Source organism: Serratia aquatilis, from assembly GCF_044865145.1.
Taxonomy (GTDB): domain Bacteria; phylum Pseudomonadota; class Gammaproteobacteria; order Enterobacterales; family Enterobacteriaceae; genus Chania; species Chania aquatilis.
Genome location: NZ_CP173186.1, coordinates 5341734 through 5362993, shown reverse-complemented (window position 1 = coordinate 5362993; position 21260 = coordinate 5341734). Strand labels below are relative to the sequence as shown.

Genomic DNA, 21260 nt, shown 5'->3' with positions numbered 1-21260 from the left:
AAACGAATTTGCCTGGCGGCAATAGCGCGGTGGTCCCACCTGATCCCATGCCGAACTCAGAAGTGAAACGCCGTAGCGCCGATGGTAGTGTGGGGTCTCCCCATGCGAGAGTAGGACACTGCCAGGCATCAAACAAAGTCGAAAGCCTCATGCGAAAGCATGAGGATTTTTGCTTATCTATCAAGTGTAGATTTCCTAACAAACCCGTAAAAGCCGTTATTCGTTTGTCCGAACCAACCACTGGGCGATAAACAAGGCGATCTTTTCAGGTTGGTTGATATCCAATAGTGGTGCAATCCCTTCAATTTGTTTATCGCTGGCTACAGCAATAACGTACTTATCCAACATAGCTGCAAGTGGCCTCCCTATTTCCTCACGGTAAAGAATAATTTTACTGATTGGTTCATGCTTGAATCCTTCTACCAGGATCAAATCTACTTTGCTGCTGTCAAATCTGCTGGCTAAATACTGGAGATCCAGTGCCTTTTGCTCCGGTGTTTCAGTCATCAACGCCCAGCGCCGATCGCTGGCAACCAACGTTTGCTCAGCACCAGATTTTCGCAATTCATAACTGTCTTTACCTGGTGTATCCACGTCCATATCGTGGTGAGTGTGTTTAATCAGTCCAACACGCACCTGGTGCTGTTTTAGTAGTGGGATCAATTGCTTGAGAAGCGTTGTTTTGCCGGTACCGCTGTATGCTGCTACAGCCAATAATGGTGGCAAGGAGCTTGTCATTGATACATTCCTTTTTCCAGTAGCCATTTCTGACAATCTTCAGGAGTATTCAAATTACGAAATGCATCTTTCTGACCGCTGAATAGGACCTCTTTGGCATCGATCGCAGCCATGAATAACATCAATTTTCTGTCACCTTGATCCAGATAATGAGTTAGTTCCTTAACCAGGCTTGTGTGTAACAGGGCGAATGTCGGATGCTCACGTTGGCCATCACTGGCATAGGCGGCCAGAGATTTACCTTTATGCTGCCAAAGTTTTTCAACCAGATTAATCGGGAAATCAGGCACGTCACAGGGAGTACAGACTACCCATTCTGTGCGTGCATAGGAGAGCGCTGCCAACATACCGGCTAACGGGCCTGGATAATCTGCCATCGGGTCGCTGACAACCTGTAAACCACTTTTCTGGTAACTGTGCAGATTGCGGTTCGCGCTGATGATTACCTGGTTTACCTGCGGCATTAATCGGCTCAGTACGTGTTGATACAAAGCTTTCTCACCCAATTGAATCAACCCTTTATCTTCACCTCCCATACGGGCAGAACGCCCCCCAGCTAGAATTACGCCAGTTATATCTGCATGCATAAAATCATCATCCTGCAGTATTGATAGTGCCCCGATTGTAGCGCTAAACCCGGTCAGACAGCAGGATTTACCTTTATTGACAACGTGCTTCTTTCACTACGTGGGCAAGCCTGCTAATTTGTGGGTTTACTCACATCATTGGATGATATTGCAATGAAAACGCATCGTGTAAACGAATTAATTGAGCTATTACAGCCTGCCTGGCAACAGGATCCAGATCTCAATCTGATTCAGTTTTTGCAAAAACTGGCTCAAGAAGCGGGGTTTCAGGGAAATTTAGCCGATCTGAGTGATGACATTTTGATCTACCACTTAAAGATGCGCGGCAGTGCTAATACAGAACAGATCCCTGGCCTTAAGAAAGACTATGAAGAAGATTTTAAAACGGCGTTGTTACGTGCCCGTGGCGTGATAAAAGATTAGCACTCATGATGTGCAGCCATCCAGTAACGGGATTAGTGCTACTATTTCTCATACTTGGCGCGGTGTTGTCATCTGGCGGACTGAATGGTTGTTATGAACAACTCAGCATTTAATTTTGAGACCCTTTCTCCTGATCTGATTATGGATGCATTAGAGGAGATTGGCCTACGTGTGGATTCTGGACTGACAGCGCTAAATAGTTATGAAAATCGCGTTTATCAGTTTATGGATGAAGATCGTAAACGTTATGTGGTGAAATTTTATCGACCTGAGCGGTGGAGTGCGGCGCAAATCGGTGAAGAGCACCAGTTTGCACTCGATTTATTTCACAATGAAATTCCTGCTGTTGCACCACTTGTTTTGCAAGGGAATACCCTGCATACGCATGCTGGATTCTTTTTTACCGTATTTCCCAGCGTGGGTGGCCGGCAGTATGAGATAGATAATCTTGAGCAGCTGGAATGGGTTGGCCGTTTTCTTGGCCGTATTCACCAGGTTGGCAGCGAGAGTCTGTTTATTGAGCGGCCCACTATGGGTGTCGAGGAGTATCTCACCGTACCTCGGCAGGTTTTGGCAAGTTGTGATTTGGTGCCCAAGGCCCAACGGGATACTTTTTTACACGCAACAGATACGCTCATTGCGGCTATCAAGCCGCATTGGCAGTTGGATTGGCAACCGTTGCGTTTGCACGGTGATTGCCACCCTGGCAACATTTTGTGGCGTGATGGGCCGTTGTTTGTCGATCTTGACGATGCGCGCAATGGGCCTGCAATACAGGATTTGTGGATGTTATTGCACGGTGAACGTCGCGATCAACTGATGCAATTAGACATATTACTGGAAGCTTATAGTGAATTCGCCGAATTCGATCAGCGGGAACTGATGTTGATTGAGCCACTTCGGGCAATGCGTATGGTGTATTACCTCGCATGGGTAGCCCGTCGTTGGCAGGATCCTGCATTTCCTCGAAGTTTTCCGTGGATGGTGGAGTCTGATTTTTGGTTATCTCAGACTGCTGCATTTATTGAACAGGTTAGGCTGTTACAGGAACCACCTCTGCAGCTAATGCCAATGTATTGATGCTTTAAATAATGGAGAGTTGAGTCTTATGAAGAAAATTTGGTTGGCGCTCGTTGGTATGGTGATGGCATTCAGTGTCTCCGCTGCGCAATTTAGTGATGGTACTCAGTACATCACTTTGGACAAACCCGTGACTGGCGAGCCGCAGGTGCTTGAGTTTTTCTCTTTCTACTGCCCGCACTGCTATCAGTTTGAAGAGACTTACCATATCTCCGATGCGGTGAAAAAAGCACTGCCTGAAGGGACAAAAATGACCAAGTACCATGTGGAGTTCTTGGGGCCACTGGGCAAACAGATGACCCAGGCTTGGGCCGTAGCAATGGCGTTGGGTGTGGAAGATAAAATAACCCAACCGATGTTTGAAGCTGTTCAGAAGACTCAAACCGTACAAACGCCAGATGACATTCGCAATATATTTATCAAGGCTGGAGTGTCTGCGGAAGAGTATGATGCAGCGATGAACAGCTTCGTGGTGAAATCACTGGTGGTTCAACAACAGAAAGCGGCTGAAGATTTGCAACTGCGTGGCGTCCCAGCGGTATTTGTTAACGGCAAATACATGGTTAAAAACGACGGGCTGGACACGAGCTCAATGGATACTTACGTGAAGCAATTTGCTGACGTTGTAAAGTATCTGTCTGAGCAGAAGTAATCTGAAGCAAGAAAATCAACGCCGGTTAATCCGGCGTTTTCTATCGGTATTTGCCATTTAGCTTGCAAGTGTACGGTCTTTCTCTTGCCATAATGTATTCAGCCAAAGCTGGAGTTGGCGCTTAAACGTTTTGTCATTGAAGTAATCTCCGCGCAATTCATCATCAATCGGCAGGCATTCAATCTTGACTACAACGCGCTTCAGTCAACCACAAAGCATACCTATGAAAGGACACTCCTGATTATCACAATATCTGCCCAGCTTTGGTGGTTGGCAATCAGTAAATACCAATGCTTTTTTCCTGTCCTTTTAAACCCTCTATATCCCATTCTATAGCGTGGTTAATTCGTAACAAAACTAGCAGATATCAACAGCACATAATCAAATCAGCAAAGGCAGTTAGGTGTTGTCTGAGCGTTGGTAAGGGAGTGAACAGCTTAATGACCCCAATCAGAATAATCGGGATGGAGCACAGTATCGTAACGACAATAGTAAGTAGCGTCGAAACGATAAAAATAACGGGGATAATAATTTCGACATTGGGTGAGCACTGATGGTTGATGGGAACACCTTACATACTCTGGCATGTATGAAAAGATATTTTAACAGATTCACATAAAAGATAATGCCGTTTAAAGTAAGCGTTTTAGCCTGGAACAAATAGTTTCTTACGATGTTAGCGGGTAAATTTTTAATCCTGTACCAGATTAAATGGGGTATTAAAATTGATAGTTAACGTAGTCAAAATCTGATGCAATTTATATCCACAAATTTGATGAAAGACGATAAATAGAGAATGAATAGATAACTTAATTTAATCCCATGATTTAAATGAATATTTCAACCTTCACTATAACGGATTGTGCAGCGTTACAATTTAAACGCTAATTTATACACAAAGTTATCCACAGGTAGGATCTTGCGGATCACTTCTCAGAATCTCATCTATTTGCCAGTAATCGATCACTAGAGTTCGTCACCAGCGGCTAGCTATGGCATGCTTACCCCAGTCCTTTTCAAGAAAAAGAAACGTTATGGCCCAGATTGCAGAAAACCCATTAATCCTGGTGGATGGTTCCTCTTACCTTTACCGTGCCTATCATGCCTTCCCGCCGCTGACTAACTCCGTTGGTGAACCGACCGGTGCGATGTACGGTGTGCTGAACATGTTGCGCAGCCTGCTGCTACAGTACAATCCCAGCCATGTTGCGGTGGTGTTTGATGCCAAAGGGAAAACCTTCCGTGATGAGCTGTTTGCTGAATATAAGTCACACCGGCCCCCAATGCCGGACGATCTGCGCGCGCAGATTGAACCTTTGCATCAGATGGTGAAAGCCATGGGGCTCCCGTTGCTGGTGACGCCTGGCGTAGAGGCTGATGATGTGATCGGTACTTTGGCTCAAGAAGCTGAGAGAGCCGGTCATGCCGTATTGATCAGCACTGGCGACAAAGATATGGCCCAGTTGGTCACGCCCAATATCACGCTGATCAATACCATGAACAATACCATTCTTGGCCCGCAAGAAGTTTGCGACAAATACGGTATTCCGCCGGAGCTGATTATCGATTTCTTGGCACTGATGGGGGATTCATCGGATAACATTCCTGGCGTACCGGGTGTGGGGGAGAAAACGGCCCAGGCGTTGCTTCAAGGGCTTGGTGGCCTGGATCAGCTGTATGCCAACCTAGAGAGTATCGCCACCCTGAGCTTCCGTGGTGCTAAAACCATGGCTGCCAAGTTGGAGCAAAATAAAGAGGTAGCCTACCTCTCTTATAAGCTGGCTACGATTAAAACCGATGTTGAGCTGGGTTTGACCTGCAACGAGTTAGAGGTTAGTGCACTCGATGTTGACCAACTACAGGCATTGTTCAAGCGATACGAATTCAAACGTTGGATGGCGGATGTTGAGGCTGGTACTTGGCTGGAAAACAAGGGGACTGGCCGTAAAGCGAGTGCTACAGCAAAACCAGCCGCATTCAATGATGCTCCCAAAGCCGCTGTCGAAGCGACCTTATCACAAGAAGGGTATGTCACTATCCTGGATGAGGAAACATTTGCTGATTGGATACAACGTCTGAAGAAAGCCGAGGTTTTCGCCTTTGATACCGAAACAGATGGTCTTGATACGTTGACCGCTAACCTGATTGGCTTGTCCTTCGCTATTGAGCCTGGAGTAGCGGCCTATCTGCCGGTTGCACACGACTACCTGGATGCACCGCCACAGTTGAATTGTGCCCAGGTGCTAGCAACGTTGAAACCGTTGTTGGAAGATGAAAAGGCGTTGAAGGTTGGGCAAAACCTGAAGTTCGATAAGAGCCTGTTGGCACGTTATGACATCGATCTGCGTGGTATTGCCTACGATACCATGCTTGAGTCCTATGTTTTGGACAGCGTAGGTGGTCGCCACGATATGGATAGCCTTGCCGAGCGCTATCTTGGTCATAAGACAATTACCTTTGAAGAGATCGCTGGCAAGGGTAAGAACCAGCTAACTTTCAACCAGATCGCACTTGAACAGGCGGCACCTTATGCGGCGGAAGACGCTGATGTTACGCTGCAATTGCATTTGGCAATGTGGCCGCAGCTGAAAGAGAGCAAAGGCTTACTGACGGTATTCAATGAAATTGAAATGCCATTACTGCCAGTGCTCTCACATATTGAACGCACCGGTGTGCTTATTGATCCCAAAATTCTTTCTGTGCACTCTCAAGAGCTGACCAAACGCTTGGCGGAGCTTGAAGTACAGGCACATGAGTTAGCCGAAGAACCGTTTAATCTGGCCTCAACCAAGCAGTTGCAGGCCATTTTGTATGAAAAGCAAAAGTTACCGATACTGAAAAAGACTCCAGGTGGTGCTCCATCCACTAACGAAGAAGTATTAGCCGAATTGGCTTTGGATTACCCGCTGCCAAAAGTGATCCTGGAGTACCGCGGCTTGGCGAAACTGAAAACGACCTACACCGACAAGTTACCGCTGATGATCAACCCGGTCAGTGGGCGGGTGCATACCTCTTATCATCAGGCCGTAACGGCAACGGGCCGTCTCTCTTCCAGCGATCCCAACCTGCAAAATATCCCGGTACGCAACGATGAAGGTCGTCGAATCCGTCAGGCGTTTATCGCACCAGAGGGTTATCGCATTGTTGCTGCTGACTATTCACAGATTGAACTGCGCATCATGGCCCATTTGTCACAGGATGAAGGTCTGTTGAAGGCCTTTGCTGAAGGTAAAGACATTCACCGGGCTACGGCGGCAGAAGTGTTTGGCACCGCACTGGATAAGGTCACTAGCGAACAGCGTCGTAGTGCCAAAGCGATTAACTTCGGTCTGATTTACGGAATGAGCGCATTTGGCTTGGCCCGTCAGTTAGGGATCCCCCGAGGTGAAGCTCAGCGTTACATGGATCTATACTTTGAGCGTTACCCCGGTGTATTGAAATATATGGAGCGCACCCGGCAGCAGGCTGCGGAGCAGGGGTATGTCAGTACACTGGATGGCCGCAGGCTCTATCTGCCGGATGTTCGCTCTAGCAACGGTATGCGTCGTAAGGCTGCTGAGAGAGCGGCTATTAACGCTCCAATGCAGGGGACTGCTGCGGATATTATCAAGCGCGCGATGATTGAGGTGGATGCTTGGCTGCAAGGGCAGGAGCAGCCGCTGGTGCGCATGATTATGCAGGTGCACGATGAACTGGTTTTTGAGGTTCACGAATCAGCGATTGAAGCAGCTAGCCTGCGTATTCATGAACTGATGGAAGGCAGCATGACGCTGGCGGTGCCGCTGAGAGTGGACATCGGTGTTGGTAAAAATTGGGATGAAGCTCACTGATAGCATAGTGATATCTGTCAGTGCGCGGTATTTTCTTTCGCTGGCGATAACCTGAGCTCTTTTGGTAATTGAGCTACAATATGCAGCCAAAATCGTCGTTCTTACTGGTTTTTTTATGTAAGTAAACTACAAAAAAATCTTTTGCAGTATGAAAAAATGATGTAGAGTTACAGACGTAGGGTACAGAGGTAAGATGTTCTATCTTTCAGACCTTTTACTTCACGTAATCGGATTTGGCTGAATATTTAGCCGCCCCAATCAGTTTTGATTGGGGCGTTTTTTATTGTAAAAACAGTACCAAGCTACTCCTTTCCGCCACTATTTTTTCCTTCCATCCTCGCGCTGTAGCTGCTCTACGATCCTGTTTTTTTAAAGATTCGCGATAATTATTTCTGATTTATTCCAATCAAAAATGTAATTAGATAACAAAAATAGCACAACGCGGCAAAAGGTCGGCGCAAAAAAACCGATGTTTCTGCATCGGTTCCTTTGGGGAAAAATGGCTATTATTCGCCGCTTAAATCGCTTTCTGGCAGCACTTCTGGCGGGATCTCGTTAAACCAGGTGTCCAGCTTCATGCTGAGTTTGTCGACACCGATCTTCTTGGGTGAGGAGAAAGCCTCCACCTGAATGTCACCCATAAACGGCAATACTGCTTCACGTACCATGTTGAGTTGCGCTTTGCGTGCGCCAGAGGCCAGCTTATCGGCCTTGGTCAGCAGGACCAGCACTGGCGTGCCGACATCAACAGCCCATTGAATCATCTGTTGGTCCAGATCTTTCAGGGGATGGCGAATATCCATCAGTACTACCAGGCCCTTGAGGCAGTTACGCATCTGTAAGTATTCACCCAGTGCTCGTTGCCATTTCCGTTTCATTTCTTCCGGTACTTCTGCATAGCCGTAACCTGGCAGGTCGACCAAACGAATACCTTCTTCCACTTCAAACAGATTGATTAATTGGGTACGGCCTGGTGTTTTACTGGTACGCGCCAGGCTTTTCTGATTGGTCAGGGTATTGAGTGCGCTAGACTTACCGGCGTTGGAACGACCGGCAAACGCAACTTCAATACCTTCATCCCCCGGAAGGTGGCGAATATCGGGTGCGCTGGTGACGAAGTGGGTCACATGATAGTTGTAATGCTTGCTGGTCAAAATTTTCGTCTCCGTGAGGATGGCTATCTGGTTGGCGATTATAACTGCATCAGCATAAAAAAGGTGTGTTTCTCGTTTTCATGCGTTTCGCCTTGGGTAATTTGAACTAATACGGAACCTCCGTGTGAGACATTGGCTATTAGATCAGGGGGTAATATCGCTTTATTATAAGCATATTCAATTTATTTTTTTTACAAAACAATATGTTACTTTTATGGCAATAAATTTCTTGCTGTAAGTGAGCTGTTACTGACTTGAGTACCCCCCGTAAAAGCGTAAAGTGGGTTCCAACGCAGGAGCGAAGGAAAAAGGAACATCCAGGAAGGGTGATAAATCTCAGGGAATACACAGGGTGTGTAATGAGTACCAGGATGATGTCAGATGGAATTGAAGCTATGTTGTACCGGAGTGTACGGATAGCCTAAGGAAGGTAAAGTAATTGCAATTTGGATGCACGCGGGATGCGCACTCAGGAAGAGTGAAAGCCAAGGATTGCAGCACGGATGAAATTCCCTTTAGGATGAAGGATGTAGTTGCAAGGATTGCAGTTGTTGCAGATGGAAAAACCGGGATGTTGAGTGCGCGCATGGAGTGCGAATTTGGAATATCCTTCAGTTGAAGGCTCGAAATAGGCGGCAGGTTTAACCTGCTGCCTTTTTTCTTTGTCTGCTTTCTGCTAGATTCCGCCGCAATCGTATAGCAATTCTATACTGAATCTACATACCTAAGAGCGCACGCCATGAAACAGCCATCAAAAGCACCTCGAGCCCCACGTAGTAGTACGGGAACCCAAAAAAGTAAAAAGAAAAGCCGTGTCGAGCTCGACCAGGAAGCCCGCGAGCGTAAGCGCCTCAAAAAACGTCGTGGTCATCCTTCCGGTTCACGTACCCAGGTTGATTCTGCCAACCAGAAAAATAAAGATGCAGCGCAGCCCAAAGATCCACGTATTGGCAGTAAAGTGCCAGTAGCGCTGGTGGTTGAAGCGAAGGTTAAGACTAAACCGCAGCCGAAACCGCAGGCAGAAAAAAAACCGCGTCTGACCCCAGAAGAAGAACTGAACAAACTGGAAAACGACGAACGTCTTGATGGACTGCTTGATCAGATCGAACTGGGTGCAACCCTGAGTGCAGAAGATCAGAGTTACGTTGACCAAACGCTGGATCGTATAGATGCATTGATGCAGCAACTGGGCATCGAGTTGGGTGAGGACGATGAAGAAGAAGAAGAGAAGCAGGAAGACATTTTGAGACTGCTGAAAGGCGGTAACCCAAAGGATGTATTCTAACGTGCTATGTGGCTGATCCCAGTAATAGCCCTACTATTGACATGTCATCTAATCTGGTTATTCAGTAAACTATGGCGACTGTCGAAGCGCAAAGCGCGTATTCGCACTGCATCTGCGGTCATACAGCGTAGACACTCGCCTATTTCCCGGCCCAGTAGAAAAAAGAAATCCGACAGGTTTTAAGTTGCAGATAAGCGGCAACAGAAAGGCAAATTGCTCAAGGGGCGTGGTGGTCGGGCATTAAAGACAATCGGTAGATTGGAAGGAGTTAGCAAGCATGTCGGAACAGACGATTGTCTGGGACTTGGCCCTGATCCAGAAGTATAACTATTCCGGGCCGCGTTACACCTCTTACCCTACAGCACTGGAGTTTAACCAGGGCTATGATGAAGCTGCGTTTCAAAAGGCTGCATTGCGTTATCCTGAGCGCCCCCTTTCTTTGTATGTGCATATTCCATTCTGCCATAAGCTCTGTTATTTCTGCGGCTGCAATAAGTTGGTGACGCGCCAGACTCACAAAGCTGATGAATACCTGAAGGTGTTAGAGCACGAGATTGCCGCTCGTGCCCCTTTATTTGTTGGGCGTAAGGTCAGCCAGATACATTGGGGCGGCGGCACGCCAACCTACCTTGATAAGCAGCAAATCAGTCGGCTGGTGGCTATGCTACGCCAGCATTTTGATGTCCAGCCGGAAGCTGAGATGTCGATCGAAGTCGACCCGCGTGAAATCGAACTGGATGTGTTAGATCACTTACGTGCCGAGGGTTTCAACCGTCTCAGCATGGGAGTGCAGGACTTCAATAAGGAGGTTCAGCGTCTGGTTAATCGTGAGCAGGACGAAGACTTTATTTTTGCCTTGATCGCCCGCGCTAAAGCCTTGGGGTTCAATTCTACTAATATCGACCTGATTTACGGCCTGCCAAAACAGACCCCAGAGAGTTTTGCTTTCACCTTACAACGCGTGGCAGAATTAAACCCGGACCGCCTTAGCGTGTTTAACTACGCGCATTTGCCGGCGTTATTCGCGGCTCAACGTAAAATCAAAGATGCCGATTTGCCGAGCGCTCAGCAGAAGCTCGATATTCTTCAGCAGACGATTGCTTCACTGACCGAGTCTGGCTATCAGTTTATCGGTATGGATCACTTTGCTCGTCCAAATGATGAGTTAGCTATTGCTCAGCGGGAGGGTAAGTTGCACCGCAATTTCCAGGGGTACACCACCCAGGGGGACAGCGATCTGTTGGGGCTTGGGGTCTCTGCCATCAGTATGCTCGGCGACAGCTATGCGCAGAATCAGAAAGAGTTGAAAGAGTATTACGCCAATATAGCTGAACGCAGTAACGCCTTGTGGCGTGGTTTAGCTATGACAGAAGACGATTGCCTGCGCCGTGACGTTATCAAGACGCTAATCTGTAACTTCCAGCTTGCTTATCAACCGATTGAGCTACAGTACGGGATTGTATTTGCCGATTACTTTTCAACCGACCTGGAATTACTGGCGCCGTTTGAACGTGACGGACTAGTCGTTCGTGATGAGCAGGGGATCCGCGTAACGCCGCGTGGGCGTTTGCTGATCCGCAATATTTGTATGTGTTTCGATATTTACCTGCGAAAGCAAGCACGGACTCAGCAATTTTCACGAGTCATCTGACATATAAAACAACGGCCGCATCTGCGGCTGTTGTTTTAACTGAAGAAATTCATTAGTGCCGCACATAGCACAGCAGCAACGGCTGCTTGTGGCGAATGGCTTACGGCAGAACTGACGTCTGCACCATGAGTAATAAATACGATCAGTGAATCCAGCATCTAAGGCCTCCAGAGTTTGCGACACGATCATACTGCTGCCAAAAAACCTGTAAAGCCTTAACTCGTCTGTTTTTTGTGCGCTCGATTGTATTTTTAATCATCAGAGGCTAAAGGTTACTCCATCCCTAATTCTTTCAGCTTACGCGTTAGGGTATTTCTTCCCCATCCCAGTAGACGAGCGGCTTCCTGCTTATGTCCTTGGGTATGCCTTAGCGCGGTAGTGAGCAATGTGCGTTCCATTTCCGGCTGAGCTTCCGATAACAGATTTTGATGACCGGAACGCAGTGCGCGATCGGCCCACTGTGCCAACAGAGTAGCCCAACTGTCTGGCAGAGCGTGGTTACCAACCTCAGGTACGCTGGTTTCAAACAGCTCTCCAGGCAGATCCTGAATCAGCAATTCCTGCCCGGCAGCCATCACGGTTAACCAGCGACAGGTGTTTTCCAACTGGCGTACGTTACCTGGCCATGGTAAACGGGTGAGGGCTGTTTCGGTTTCCGGATGCAGATTTTTTGCCTCGACCCCCAATTCTTTTGCCGCTACCTGCAGGAAGTAGCGAGCCAGACGCGGAATATCTTCACGACGTTCACGCAAGGGGGGTAAATGTACGCGGATCACGTTCAGGCGGTGAAACAGATCCTCACGAAACTTGCCCTCTTGCACGCGCAATTCCAGATTCTGGTGAGTGGCGGCAATGATACGCACATCCACTTTTACTGGTGCATATCCCCCCACCCGATAGAACTGGCCATCTGCCAACACGCGGAGTAAACGGGTCTGTACATCCAGCGGCATATCACCAATTTCATCCAGGAACAGTGTCCCACCATCGGCCTGCTCGAAGCGGCCTTGACGGATCTGATTAGCCCCGGTAAATGCTCCTTTTTCATGGCCGAAGAGTTCTGACTCGATCAGATCTTTGGGTATCGCAGCCATATTCAGCGCAATAAACGGGGATTTGACGCGTGGACTGTGGCGGTGCAGCGCATGTGCGACCAGTTCTTTACCTGTTCCAGACTCCCCGTTGATCAGCACGCTGATAGATGAGCGAGACAGACGGCCAATAATGCGGAACACATCCTGCATTGCCGGAGCTTCGCCAATAATATCCGTAACCGGATCGTTGGCTGGCTGGCTGCGAGCGGGTTGTTGCTGTTCTTGATAATGGCTGATGGCTCGCTCTACTAGCGCGACGGCCTCATCAATATCAAAAGGTTTTGGCAGATAGTCGAAGGCACCCTGCTGATAGGCACTGACCGCCGCATCCAGATCTGAATGAGCAGTCATTATGATGACCGGAAGCATCGGGTGGCGCTGTTTGATCTGCTTAAGAAGTGCCAAACCATCCATACCCGGCATGCGGATATCAGATAGCAACACGTCGGGAGTTTGCGTGGCCAATGCTTCTAGCACGGCATTACCACTGTCGAAGCTGACGCAGCTCACACTCGCTCCAGTAAGTGCGCGCTCAAGCACCCAACGTATGGAGCTATCGTCATCGACGATCCAGACTATCCCTCGTTGCATACAGACCTCAGCTTACAAATAGGCAGGTAAACCGAGAACTCGGTATGTCCTGGCCAACTGTTATATTCAATTTTCCCGTAATGTTGATCGATAAGACTACGGGCGATGGACAATCCCAAGCCGGTACCTCCTTCACGGCCACTGACCATGGGATAGAAGAGCGTGTCTTGCAACAGAGCCGGTACGCCGGGGCCGTTATCTTCAATATCGATACGTGCAGCCAGCCTGCAACGGGTGCCATGCAGGGTGATCTGAAACGCGGTGCGTGTACGCAGCGTAATCGTTCCCCCAGTTTCACCCAGCGCCTGCAGAGCGTTACGTGCGATGTTGAGCAACACCTGCTCTATCTGTTCCGGGTCGTGTTCCAGCTCAGGCAAGCTGGGATCGTAATCACGTATCAGCGTAACGTTATCCGGTTTTTCCAGCGATACCAGTTGGCTAACGCGCTCCATAACCTGATGAATGCTCTGAGTAACGTGTTGGCCGGGGCGTTGCGGCCCCAACAAACGGTCCACCAGATTACGCAATCGGTCGGCCTGTTCAATGATGACCTTAGTGTATTCGGTCAATGCTGGGTCGGGCAGCGCTTTAGCCAGCAACTGCGCTGCACCTCGCAAACCACCGAGAGGATTCTTGATTTCATGGGCCAACCCGCGAACCAGATCGCGGGCCGCAACCTGCTGAGCATGTTGCAGTTGTTCCTGGCTTAAACGGCGCTGATTGTCCATAGGGGCAAGCTCCATGAGGATAAAGCCTTCAGGAAGCATCTGAGCGGTCAAGGAGAGGATATGTGCACGGTTATCGACGACCAGGGTCACTTCATTATCGGTAAAGCCCTGGCCAGCGCTCAGGCTCTCTCGCATCATCTCGATGTTCAGCGAGAAATAACCGAGTAAATCAGGCAATGGTGTACCGAAAAGTTTACGGGCACTCTGTGCCAGTAACTGTTGTGCGGCCGGATTTGCAAAGTGAATCGCAAGCGTTTCATCTAACAGCAGAACACTATTGATGAGAGAATTGAGGACCTGCCCAGAGTCGGGTAGCTTGCCAGTTGCCATATATGCCCTTCATCTTTCAATGCACAGCGTTGTTGGCTGCCGCCGGGCTGTACCTTTAAGTTTATTGGGTACAACGGTTTCTTGCACCTTTTTAGTGCATACATCCTACCTCATCCGCCACCGTCGCGGTATGAAATAGTTTTGCAGAAACCAGAATGGAGAAAAAAGCCCATCCGAAGATGGGCAGGAAAGTTTCCACGGCAACAAAAAAACGATAACTAAAACTATCTGCGTCATCCGCAGAGAGCGCAGTGTATTGGTCATCTTTCAAACTGCAGGTAGGATGGCATTTTTCACCAGCGCCTTCCTGCAATCTGAAAAGGCCTTAAACGCTGTAGTACAGTTCGAACTCAACCGGGTGTGGCGTCATGCGTACACGATCCATCTCTTCTTTACGCAGTTCGATATAAGCATCGATAGCGTCGTCGGTGAATACGCCACCACGGGTCAGGAACTCGCGGTCTTCATTCAGTGCTGCCATCGCTTCATCCAGTGAGCCTGCAACTTTTGGAATTTCAGCTTCTTCTTCCGGTGGCAGGTCATACAGGTTTTTGTCCATGGCATCGCCAGGGTGGATCTTGTTGATAATACCGTCCAGGCCAGCCATCAGCAGTGCAGCAAAGCACAGGTATGGGTTGGCTGCTGGATCTGGGAAGCGAGCTTCGATGCGGCGTGCTTTCGGGCTGGCAACCACAGGGATACGGATAGAAGCTGAACGGTTACGGGCGGAATAAGCCAGCATTACCGGGGCTTCATAGCCAGGAACCAGGCGCTTGTAGGAGTTGGTGGTCGGGTTAGCCAGCGCGTTGATCGCTTTAGCATGTTTGATAATGCCACCAATGTAGAACAATGCGATTTCAGACAGGCCGCCGTATTTGTCGCCAGCGAACAGGTTGGTGCCGTTCTTGGACAATGACATGTGGCAGTGCATACCTGAACCGTTATCACCGAACATCGGTTTTGGCATGAAGGTGGCGGTTTTTCCAAATGCATGGGCCACGTTGTGAACCACGTATTTGTAGATCTGGATTTCGTCGGCTTTCTTGGTCATGGTGTTGAAGCGTGTAGCCACTTCGTTCTGACCTGCCGTAGCCACTTCGTGGTGGTGCGCTTCCACGACCAGTCCCATCTCTTCCATGGTCAAACACATGGTAGAGCGGATGTCTTGTGAAGAGTCGACAGGTGGCACTGGGAAGTAACCGCCTTTCACCGCAGGGCGATGGCCTTTGTTACCGCCTTCATATTTGGTGCTGGTGTTCCAGGCGCCTTCGATGTCATCGATGCTTACGTGGGAACCACGGATGCTGCTGCCGAAACGCACATCATCAAACAGGAAAAACTCTGGTTCTGGCCCAAACAGCACGGTATCAGCGATACCGGAAGCGCGCAGAAAATCTTCCGCACGTTTTGAGATTGAACGTGGGTCACGATCGTAGCCCTGCATGGTGCCTGGCTCAAGGATGTCACAACGAATAATCAAGGTTGATTCTTCGAAGAAAGGATCGAGAACGGCAGTGCTGGCGTCTGGCATCAGCACCATGTCAGATTCGTTGATACCCTTCCAACCACCGATTGAGGAGCCGTCAAACATTTTACCTTCTTCAAAGAAGTCGGCATTTACCTGATGAGCAGGGATAGTGACGTGTTGTTCTTTACCCTTGGTGTCAGTGAAACGCAGGTCTACGAATTTCACTTCATGCTCATTCAGCATCGTCAAAACGTGTTCAGCGGACATACTTAACTCTCCCGGATTTATCATTGTCGTCGGCGTGTGACGAATCTGTGGAACTTGGCATCATTTCGCCTTTTGTAGACTAAAGCGAAAACTATGCCAACTTTTTAAAAGCGAAATAATCGCCTATCTGTGCGGGTTTTGCTCATAGGTAGTATGCACCATTAGTAGTGCAATGCACTAATGTGGTGCAAATAACGCGCTATGGGGCACTGTAGTGGTGCAAAATGCGTGCTGTTGCTGCTTTTTCCACCGTGAAAGGGATCACAAACTGACCTATATACGGTTGTTTATAAGAGACTGTTGTGATCTTGTTTAGTCCCTCGCTTAATACGTGTACAATAGCGCGCTATTTCTAATGCCTGAGGCAAAGCTGTGATCGAAAATTTGCGTAACATCGCCATTATTGCCCACGTTGACCATGGTAAGACCACCCTGGTTGACAAGTTGCTGCAACAATCCGGTACTTTCGGAGAGCGTGCGGAAGCAACAGAACGCGTAATGGACTCCAACGATTTGGAGAAAGAGCGTGGGATTACCATCCTCGCAAAAAACACCGCCATTAATTGGAAAGACTACCGCATCAACATCGTTGATACCCCAGGGCACGCCGATTTCGGCGGCGAGGTAGAGCGAGTGATGTCAATGGTCGACTCGGTGCTGCTGGTTGTGGATGCAATGGATGGCCCAATGCCGCAAACCCGTTTCGTGACCAAGAAAGCGTTTGCCAATGGTCTGAAACCGATCGTAGTCATCAACAAGGTTGACCGCCCTGGCGCGCGCCCGGACTGGGTTGTTGATCAGGTCTTCGATCTGTTCGTTAACCTCGATGCCACCGACGAACAGCTTGATTTCCCAATCATCTATGCTTCTGCACTGCTGGGGATCGCAGGTGCCGATCACAACGACATGTCTGAAGACATGACCCCGTTGTATCAGGCGATTGTTGACCACGTATCTGCGCCGAAGGTTGAACTGGATGCGCCATTCCAGATGCAAATCTCTCAGCTGGATTACAACAACTACGTTGGTGTTATCGGTATCGGCCGTATCAAACGCGGTAAAGTCAAGCCAAACCAACAGGTTACTGTGGTAGACAGCGAAGGCAAAACCCGTAACGGTAAAGTGGGTAAAGTGCTGACTCACATGGGGCTGGAGCGTATTGAAGCCACCGTTGCTGAAGCTGGTGACATCATTGCGATCACCGGTCTGGGTGAGTTGAACATCTCTGACACCATTTGTGATGTCAGCGCGGTAGAAGCATTACCTGCATTGTCTGTTGATGAACCAACAGTAAGCATGTTCTTTAACGTCAATACCTCTCCGTTCTGTGGTAAAGAAGGCAAGTACGTGACTTCACGTCAGATCCTTGAGCGCCTGAATAAAGAGCTGGTACACAACGTGGCATTACGCGTTGAAGAAACGGCAGATGCTGATGCGTTCCGTGTTTCAGGCCGTGGTGAACTCCACCTGTCTGTTCTGATCGAAAACATGCGTCGTGAAGGTTTCGAACTGGCGGTTTCCCGTCCGAAAGTTATCTTCCGTGAAATCGATGGCCGCAAGCAAGAGCCGTTCGAAAACGTGACGTTGGACATTGAAGAACAGCATCAGGGTTCCGTGATGCAGGCGATGGGTGAGCGTAAAGCCGATCTGAAAAATATGGATCCGGATGGTAAAGGCCGTGTGCGTCTTGACTATGTGATCCCAAGCCGTGGTTTGATCGGTTTCCGTAACGAGTTCATGACCATGACTTCTGGTACCGGCCTGCTGTATTCCACCTTCAGCCACTACGACGACGTGCGTCCAGGTGAAGTTGGCCAGCGTCAGAACGGTGTGCTGATCTCTAACGGTCAGGGTAAAGCGGTAGCATTCGCCCTGTTTGGTTTGCAAGATCGCGGTAAGCTGTTCCTGGGCCATGGTGCTGAAGTGTACGAAGGCCAGATCATCGGTATTCACACACGTTCTAACGACCTGACTGTCAACTGTCTGACCGGTAAGAAACTGACCAACATGCGTGCTTCCGGTACTGACGAAGCGACAACTTTGGTTCCGGCTATCAAGATGTCTCTAGAGCAGGCTCTGGAATTCATCGATGATGACGAACTGGTTGAAGTTACGCCAATTTCGATCCGTATCCGTAAGCGTCACTTGACGGAAAACGATCGTAAACGTGCAAACCGCGGTCCTAAAGAAGCTTAATTAGCCGATTTAACCCGCAATGCTTAGGGCGCGTAACAGCGCCCTGAGTTTTTTCCTCTACCTTTCCCTATTTCTGCGGCGCGCTGTGTGCTTTTCACTTTGCTCCCTGTTCAGCCTTACCATTTCCCGTTACAGTAAAATCTCACCGGCTCATCAGGAGAGGACTATGCTGTATATCTTTGATTTAGGTAATGTGATTGTCGATATCGATTTCAAACGTGTACTGGGTGTCTGGAGTAACCTAAGTGGTACACCGTTGGCGATATTGTCCGAACGTTTCAGTATGGGAGAAGTTTTCCAACAGCATGAGCGCGGTGAAGTCAGCGATGAGGATTTTGCAGAAAAGCTGTGTGAGGAGATGGGGATTGCGCTTAGTTTCGAGCAGTTCGCTACCGGCTGGCAGGCGGTATTTGTCGCCTTGCGCCCTGAAGTGATCGCCATTATGCATCGTTTACGCAGCGAGGGGCATCGTGTGGTGGTGCTATCGAACACCAACCGTCTGCACTGCAATTACTGGCCACAACACTATCCGCAGGTTGCGGAGGCGGCGGACCATATGTATCTGTCACAGGATCTCGGTATGCGCAAACCTGATGCCAATATTTATCAGCACGTACTCAATGTAGAGGGTATGACGGCGGGTCAGGCGATCTTTTTTGACGACGTGGCCGCCAACGTAGCAGCAGCCGAAGCCTTGGGGATCAAAGCGGTACAGGTTACCGATCGCCATGTTATTCCGTCTTATTTTGCTCAATGACAGCGGTGCGTTAAGCTTAAGGCGAAAATACCCAACCTCTTTCCGAGTAGTGGCCAATAACGTCGCAACTCGGAGCATGACGAGTCTATAGGGTAGAGACTGACATCAGGAGTGGATATGTCGTTTTTCCGCCGCAAAAAGCTGCCATCGTCGATCAAGCCCGGAATTACCTTCGGGCGATTACTGATAAAACGTATTGATAGTGATGGCCTGACCATGTTGGCGGGCCATCTGGCATACGTTTCCCTTCTTTCACTGGTGCCACTGATTACTGTGGTATTTGCCCTGTTTGCTGCTTTCCCTGTGTTTGCGGACATCAGTATCCAACTGAAAAGCTTTATTTTCTCCAACTTCATGCCGGCTACTGGTAATGTGATCCAGCGTTACCTGGAACAGTTTATTGCCAACTCCAACAGGATGACCGTTGTTGGTACTTGCGGCTTGATTATCACTGCACTGCTACTGATCTCTTCTGTTGATAGCGTGTTGAATACCATCTGGCGCAGCAAAAACAAACGGCCAATCGTTTTTTCCTTTGCCGTCTACTGGATGGTTTTGACCTTGGGCCCGTTGTTAGTCGGCGCCAGCATGGCCATCAGCTCTTATCTGTTGTCGCTGAACTGGTTTACACAAACGGGGGTTAACAGCCTGCTTGATGATGCGCTGCGCGTTTTCCCGCTGATACTGTCATGGGTCTCTTTCTGGCTGTTATACAGCGTGGTGCCAACGGTAAGAGTACCGGCGAAAGACGCTTTGGTCGGTGCCCTGTTTGCTGGAGTCCTGTTCGAACTGGGTAAGAAAGGGTTTGCGCTGTATGTCACCATGTTCCCATCCTACCAATTGATCTACGGGGTGTTGGCGGTGATCCCGATTTTATTCCTATGGGTCTATTGGAGCTGGTGTATCGTGTTACTCGGTGCTGAAATCACCGTTACGTTGGGTGAGTATCGTCTTTACCAGCAGCAGAAGGCAGAACAGGAGCAGGAAGGATCTTTATGATTGCGTTAATTCAGCGGGTGTTAAGTGCCAGCGTCGTGGTTGATGATGAGACGGTAGGCAACATTGGCCCCGGCTTGTTAGTGTTATTGGGGGTGGAGCAGGATGATAACGAGCAGAAAGCCGAACGTTTGTGCGAGCGTGTACTCGGCTACCGAATCTTCGGTGATGAGAATGACAAAATGAACCTGAATGTGCAGCAAGCCGGTGGCAGTGTGCTGGTGGTATCACAGTTCACCCTGGTTGCTGACACTCAGAAAGGTATGCGCCCGAGCTTCTCGCGTGGTGCATTGCCGCAAGAGGCCGATAGACTGTACCGCTATTTTGTTGGCCAGTGCCGTGAACACGGTATTGAAACACAGACTGGTAAGTTTGCCGCCGATATGAAAGTGGCGTTGGTGAATGACGGGCCGGTAACGTTCTGGCTTCAAGTCTAAGTAAACGAGAGAGAAGGCGTCTATGTATCACCTGCGAGTACCCGTTACAGAGCAAGAGTTGAAGGACTATTACCAGTTTCGCTGGGAGATGTTACGCAAGCCACTGCACCAACCAGTAGGATCGGAAAAGGATGCCTATGACGCAATGGCACATCACCAAATGGTTGTCGATGAGCATGGCCGTATTGTGGCGATTGGCCGCTTGTATATTAATGCGGATAACGAAGCCGCTATCCGCTTTATGGCGGTTGATCCAGCGGTGCAAGATAAAGGCTTGGGTACCTTGGTCGCGATGACACTGGAGTCGGTAGCTCGTCAGGAGGGTGTTAAGCGGGTTGTCTGTAGCGCACGTGAGGATGCGGTGGATTTCTTCGCCAAACTGGGCTTTATCAATCAGGGCGAGATCACCGCCCCGCAAACCACCCCTATCCGCCATTATCTGATGATCAAACCCGTCGCTACGTTGGACGACATTCTCCATCGCCCTGATTGGTGTGGGCAGTTACAGCAAGCCTGGTACGAACATATCCCACTCAGCGAAAAAATGGGTGTGCGTATAAGCCAGTACACAGGTCAGCGCTTTGTGACTACCATGCCGGAGGTTGGCAACCAGAATCTGCATCATACGCTGTTTGCCGGCAGCCTGTTTTCGCTGGCAACATTAACTGCCTGGGGGCTGATCTGGTTGCTGCTGCGTGAGCGTCATCTAGGTGGAACCATTATTCTGGCGGATGCGCATATCCGTTACAGCAAACCCGTCACTGGCCGGCCACGTGCGGTGGCCGATCTTGGTTCGCTGAGCGGCGACCTTGCCCGTTTGGCGCGCGGTCGTCGGGCGCGAGTACAGGCAGAAGTCGATTTATTCGGTGATGATGACAAAGGTGCAGTGTTTGAGGGGACCTTTATGGTGCTGCCCGTCGAGCCTGAAGAAGCGTTAAATCAGGGGGGTTAGGCAGCGATACCCGCAGAAACCTCAAATCATTGATCCCCAGGGTT

The 21260-nt window shown here is 49.2% G+C and carries 18 protein-coding genes, 1 rRNA gene and 1 pseudogene; 12 read left to right on the top strand and 8 right to left on the bottom strand.

The features are described 5' to 3' along the window. The first annotated feature begins 11 nt into the window (after nt 1-11). Nucleotides 12-127, top strand: a 5S ribosomal RNA gene (gene rrf / locus SAQUA_RS24370). 89 nt (nt 128-216) lie between these two features. Here the strand turns inward: rrf and mobB are convergent. Together mobB and mobA are read right to left on the bottom strand one after the other, a co-directional pair. Continuing rightward, nucleotides 217-738, bottom strand: a complete 522-nt coding sequence (mobB, locus tag SAQUA_RS24365; protein ID WP_380679951.1) for a molybdopterin-guanine dinucleotide biosynthesis protein MobB — start codon at nt 736-738, stop codon at nt 217-219. Then, nucleotides 735-1325 carry a molybdenum cofactor guanylyltransferase MobA gene (gene mobA / locus SAQUA_RS24360; protein ID WP_380679948.1) on the bottom strand — a complete coding sequence of 197 codons (591 nt, stop codon included), beginning with the start codon at nt 1323-1325 and terminating at the stop codon, nt 735-737. Before mobA ends, mobB begins: the two co-directional genes overlap by 4 nt. A gap of 153 nt (nt 1326-1478) precedes the next feature. Between mobA and SAQUA_RS24355 the strand changes: the two genes are divergently transcribed. The 3 genes from SAQUA_RS24355 (at nt 1479) to dsbA (ending at nt 3480) form a co-directional block, all read left to right on the top strand. Next, a complete protein-coding gene (locus SAQUA_RS24355) occupies nt 1479-1748 on the top strand; it encodes a YihD family protein (protein ID WP_380679945.1) in 270 nt (89 codons plus the stop codon). A gap of 93 nt (nt 1749-1841) precedes the next feature. Then, the gene (locus SAQUA_RS24350; RefSeq protein ID WP_380679942.1) at nt 1842-2828 is read left to right on the top strand and encodes a serine/threonine protein kinase; all 987 of its coding nucleotides are present in this window, start codon (nt 1842-1844) and stop codon (nt 2826-2828) included. Between the two features lie 28 nt (nt 2829-2856). Beyond that, a complete protein-coding gene (dsbA, locus tag SAQUA_RS24345; protein WP_380679939.1) occupies nt 2857-3480 on the top strand; it encodes a thiol:disulfide interchange protein DsbA in 624 nt (207 codons plus the stop codon). Between the two features lie 57 nt (nt 3481-3537). Here the strand turns inward: dsbA and SAQUA_RS24340 are convergent. Further along, nucleotides 3538-4042, bottom strand: a pseudogene (locus SAQUA_RS24340) (hypothetical protein). Between the two features lie 472 nt (nt 4043-4514). Between SAQUA_RS24340 and polA the strand changes: the two are divergent. Further along, a complete protein-coding gene (gene polA, locus SAQUA_RS24335; protein ID WP_380679936.1) occupies nt 4515-7310 on the top strand; it encodes a DNA polymerase I in 2796 nt (931 codons plus the stop codon). A 506-nt stretch (nt 7311-7816) separates the two neighbouring features. Here the strand turns inward: polA and yihA are convergent. Next, complete coding sequence (gene yihA, locus SAQUA_RS24330; RefSeq protein WP_380679933.1) at nt 7817-8464, bottom strand: ribosome biogenesis GTP-binding protein YihA/YsxC; 648 nt, start codon at nt 8462-8464, stop codon at nt 7817-7819. A 739-nt stretch (nt 8465-9203) separates the two neighbouring features. Here yihA and yihI point away from each other — a divergent pair. Both yihI and hemN read left to right on the top strand, forming a co-directional pair. Next, complete coding sequence (yihI, locus tag SAQUA_RS24325) at nt 9204-9749, top strand: Der GTPase-activating protein YihI (protein WP_380679930.1); 546 nt, start codon at nt 9204-9206, stop codon at nt 9747-9749. A gap of 277 nt (nt 9750-10026) precedes the next feature. Next, a complete protein-coding gene (gene hemN, locus SAQUA_RS24320) occupies nt 10027-11400 on the top strand; it encodes an oxygen-independent coproporphyrinogen III oxidase (RefSeq protein WP_380679927.1) in 1374 nt (457 codons plus the stop codon). A gap of 35 nt (nt 11401-11435) precedes the next feature. Here hemN and SAQUA_RS24315 read toward each other — a convergent pair whose 3' ends face one another. From SAQUA_RS24315 to glnA, 4 genes are all read right to left on the bottom strand, one after another. Next, on the bottom strand, nt 11436-11558 hold the full coding sequence (locus SAQUA_RS24315) for a YshB family small membrane protein (protein ID WP_380679924.1): 123 nt from the start codon (nt 11556-11558) through the stop codon (nt 11436-11438). 114 nt (nt 11559-11672) lie between these two features. Beyond that, nucleotides 11673-13085: a nitrogen regulation protein NR(I) gene (gene glnG / locus SAQUA_RS24310; RefSeq protein ID WP_380679921.1), complete on the bottom strand. Its 1413-nt coding sequence runs from the start codon at nt 13083-13085 to the stop codon at nt 11673-11675. Further along, nucleotides 13070-14143: a nitrogen regulation protein NR(II) gene (gene glnL / locus SAQUA_RS24305; protein ID WP_380679918.1), complete on the bottom strand. Its 1074-nt coding sequence runs from the start codon at nt 14141-14143 to the stop codon at nt 13070-13072. Before glnL ends, glnG begins: the two co-directional genes overlap by 16 nt. A 325-nt stretch (nt 14144-14468) precedes the next feature. Continuing rightward, complete coding sequence (gene glnA, locus SAQUA_RS24300) at nt 14469-15878, bottom strand: glutamate--ammonia ligase (RefSeq protein ID WP_380679915.1); 1410 nt, start codon at nt 15876-15878, stop codon at nt 14469-14471. A 372-nt stretch (nt 15879-16250) separates the two neighbouring features. Here glnA and typA point away from each other — a divergent pair, with 372 nt between their 5' ends. The 5 genes from typA to fabY all read left to right on the top strand — a co-directional run bounded on the left by typA (nt 16251) and on the right by fabY (nt 21216). Beyond that, a complete protein-coding gene (typA, locus tag SAQUA_RS24295) occupies nt 16251-18074 on the top strand; it encodes a ribosome-dependent GTPase TypA (RefSeq protein WP_380679912.1) in 1824 nt (607 codons plus the stop codon). A gap of 166 nt (nt 18075-18240) precedes the next feature. Continuing rightward, nucleotides 18241-18831, top strand: coding sequence for a glucose-1-phosphatase (yihX, locus tag SAQUA_RS24290; protein WP_380679909.1), 591 nt, complete (start codon nt 18241-18243; stop codon nt 18829-18831). Between the two features lie 117 nt (nt 18832-18948). After that, nucleotides 18949-19830: a virulence factor BrkB family protein gene (locus SAQUA_RS24285; RefSeq protein WP_380679906.1), complete on the top strand. Its 882-nt coding sequence runs from the start codon at nt 18949-18951 to the stop codon at nt 19828-19830. Then, nucleotides 19827-20264 carry a D-aminoacyl-tRNA deacylase gene (gene dtd / locus SAQUA_RS24280; RefSeq protein ID WP_380679903.1) on the top strand — a complete coding sequence of 146 codons (438 nt, stop codon included), beginning with the start codon at nt 19827-19829 and terminating at the stop codon, nt 20262-20264. The genes SAQUA_RS24285 and dtd overlap by 4 nt, the downstream gene beginning before the upstream one ends. A 22-nt stretch (nt 20265-20286) precedes the next feature. Beyond that, the gene (gene fabY / locus SAQUA_RS24275) at nt 20287-21216 is read left to right on the top strand and encodes a fatty acid biosynthesis protein FabY (RefSeq protein ID WP_380679900.1); all 930 of its coding nucleotides are present in this window, start codon (nt 20287-20289) and stop codon (nt 21214-21216) included. Nucleotides 21217-21260: the final 44 nt, after the last annotated feature.

Coding starts and splice junctions, on each gene's coding strand:
- mobA (WP_380679948.1), bottom strand. CDS start 1,325: ATGCATGCAGATATAACTGGCGTAATTCTAGCTGGGGGGCGTTCTGCC.
- SAQUA_RS24350 (WP_380679942.1), top strand. CDS start 1,842: ATGAACAACTCAGCATTTAATTTTGAGACCCTTTCTCCTGATCTGATT.
- glnG (WP_380679921.1), bottom strand. CDS start 13,085: ATGCAACGAGGGATAGTCTGGATCGTCGATGACGATAGCTCCATACGT.
- dsbA (WP_380679939.1), top strand. CDS start 2,857: ATGAAGAAAATTTGGTTGGCGCTCGTTGGTATGGTGATGGCATTCAGT.
- fabY (WP_380679900.1), top strand. CDS start 20,287: ATGTATCACCTGCGAGTACCCGTTACAGAGCAAGAGTTGAAGGACTAT.
- glnA (WP_380679915.1), bottom strand. CDS start 15,878: ATGTCCGCTGAACACGTTTTGACGATGCTGAATGAGCATGAAGTGAAA.
- polA (WP_380679936.1), top strand. CDS start 4,515: ATGGCCCAGATTGCAGAAAACCCATTAATCCTGGTGGATGGTTCCTCT.
- yihI (WP_380679930.1), top strand. CDS start 9,204: ATGAAACAGCCATCAAAAGCACCTCGAGCCCCACGTAGTAGTACGGGA.
- hemN (WP_380679927.1), top strand. CDS start 10,027: ATGTCGGAACAGACGATTGTCTGGGACTTGGCCCTGATCCAGAAGTAT.
- glnL (WP_380679918.1), bottom strand. CDS start 14,143: ATGGCAACTGGCAAGCTACCCGACTCTGGGCAGGTCCTCAATTCTCTC.
- dtd (WP_380679903.1), top strand. CDS start 19,827: ATGATTGCGTTAATTCAGCGGGTGTTAAGTGCCAGCGTCGTGGTTGAT.
- yihX (WP_380679909.1), top strand. CDS start 18,241: ATGCTGTATATCTTTGATTTAGGTAATGTGATTGTCGATATCGATTTC.
- SAQUA_RS24285 (WP_380679906.1), top strand. CDS start 18,949: ATGTCGTTTTTCCGCCGCAAAAAGCTGCCATCGTCGATCAAGCCCGGA.
- SAQUA_RS24315 (WP_380679924.1), bottom strand. CDS start 11,558: ATGCTGGATTCACTGATCGTATTTATTACTCATGGTGCAGACGTCAGT.
- mobB (WP_380679951.1), bottom strand. CDS start 738: ATGACAAGCTCCTTGCCACCATTATTGGCTGTAGCAGCATACAGCGGT.
- SAQUA_RS24355 (WP_380679945.1), top strand. CDS start 1,479: ATGAAAACGCATCGTGTAAACGAATTAATTGAGCTATTACAGCCTGCC.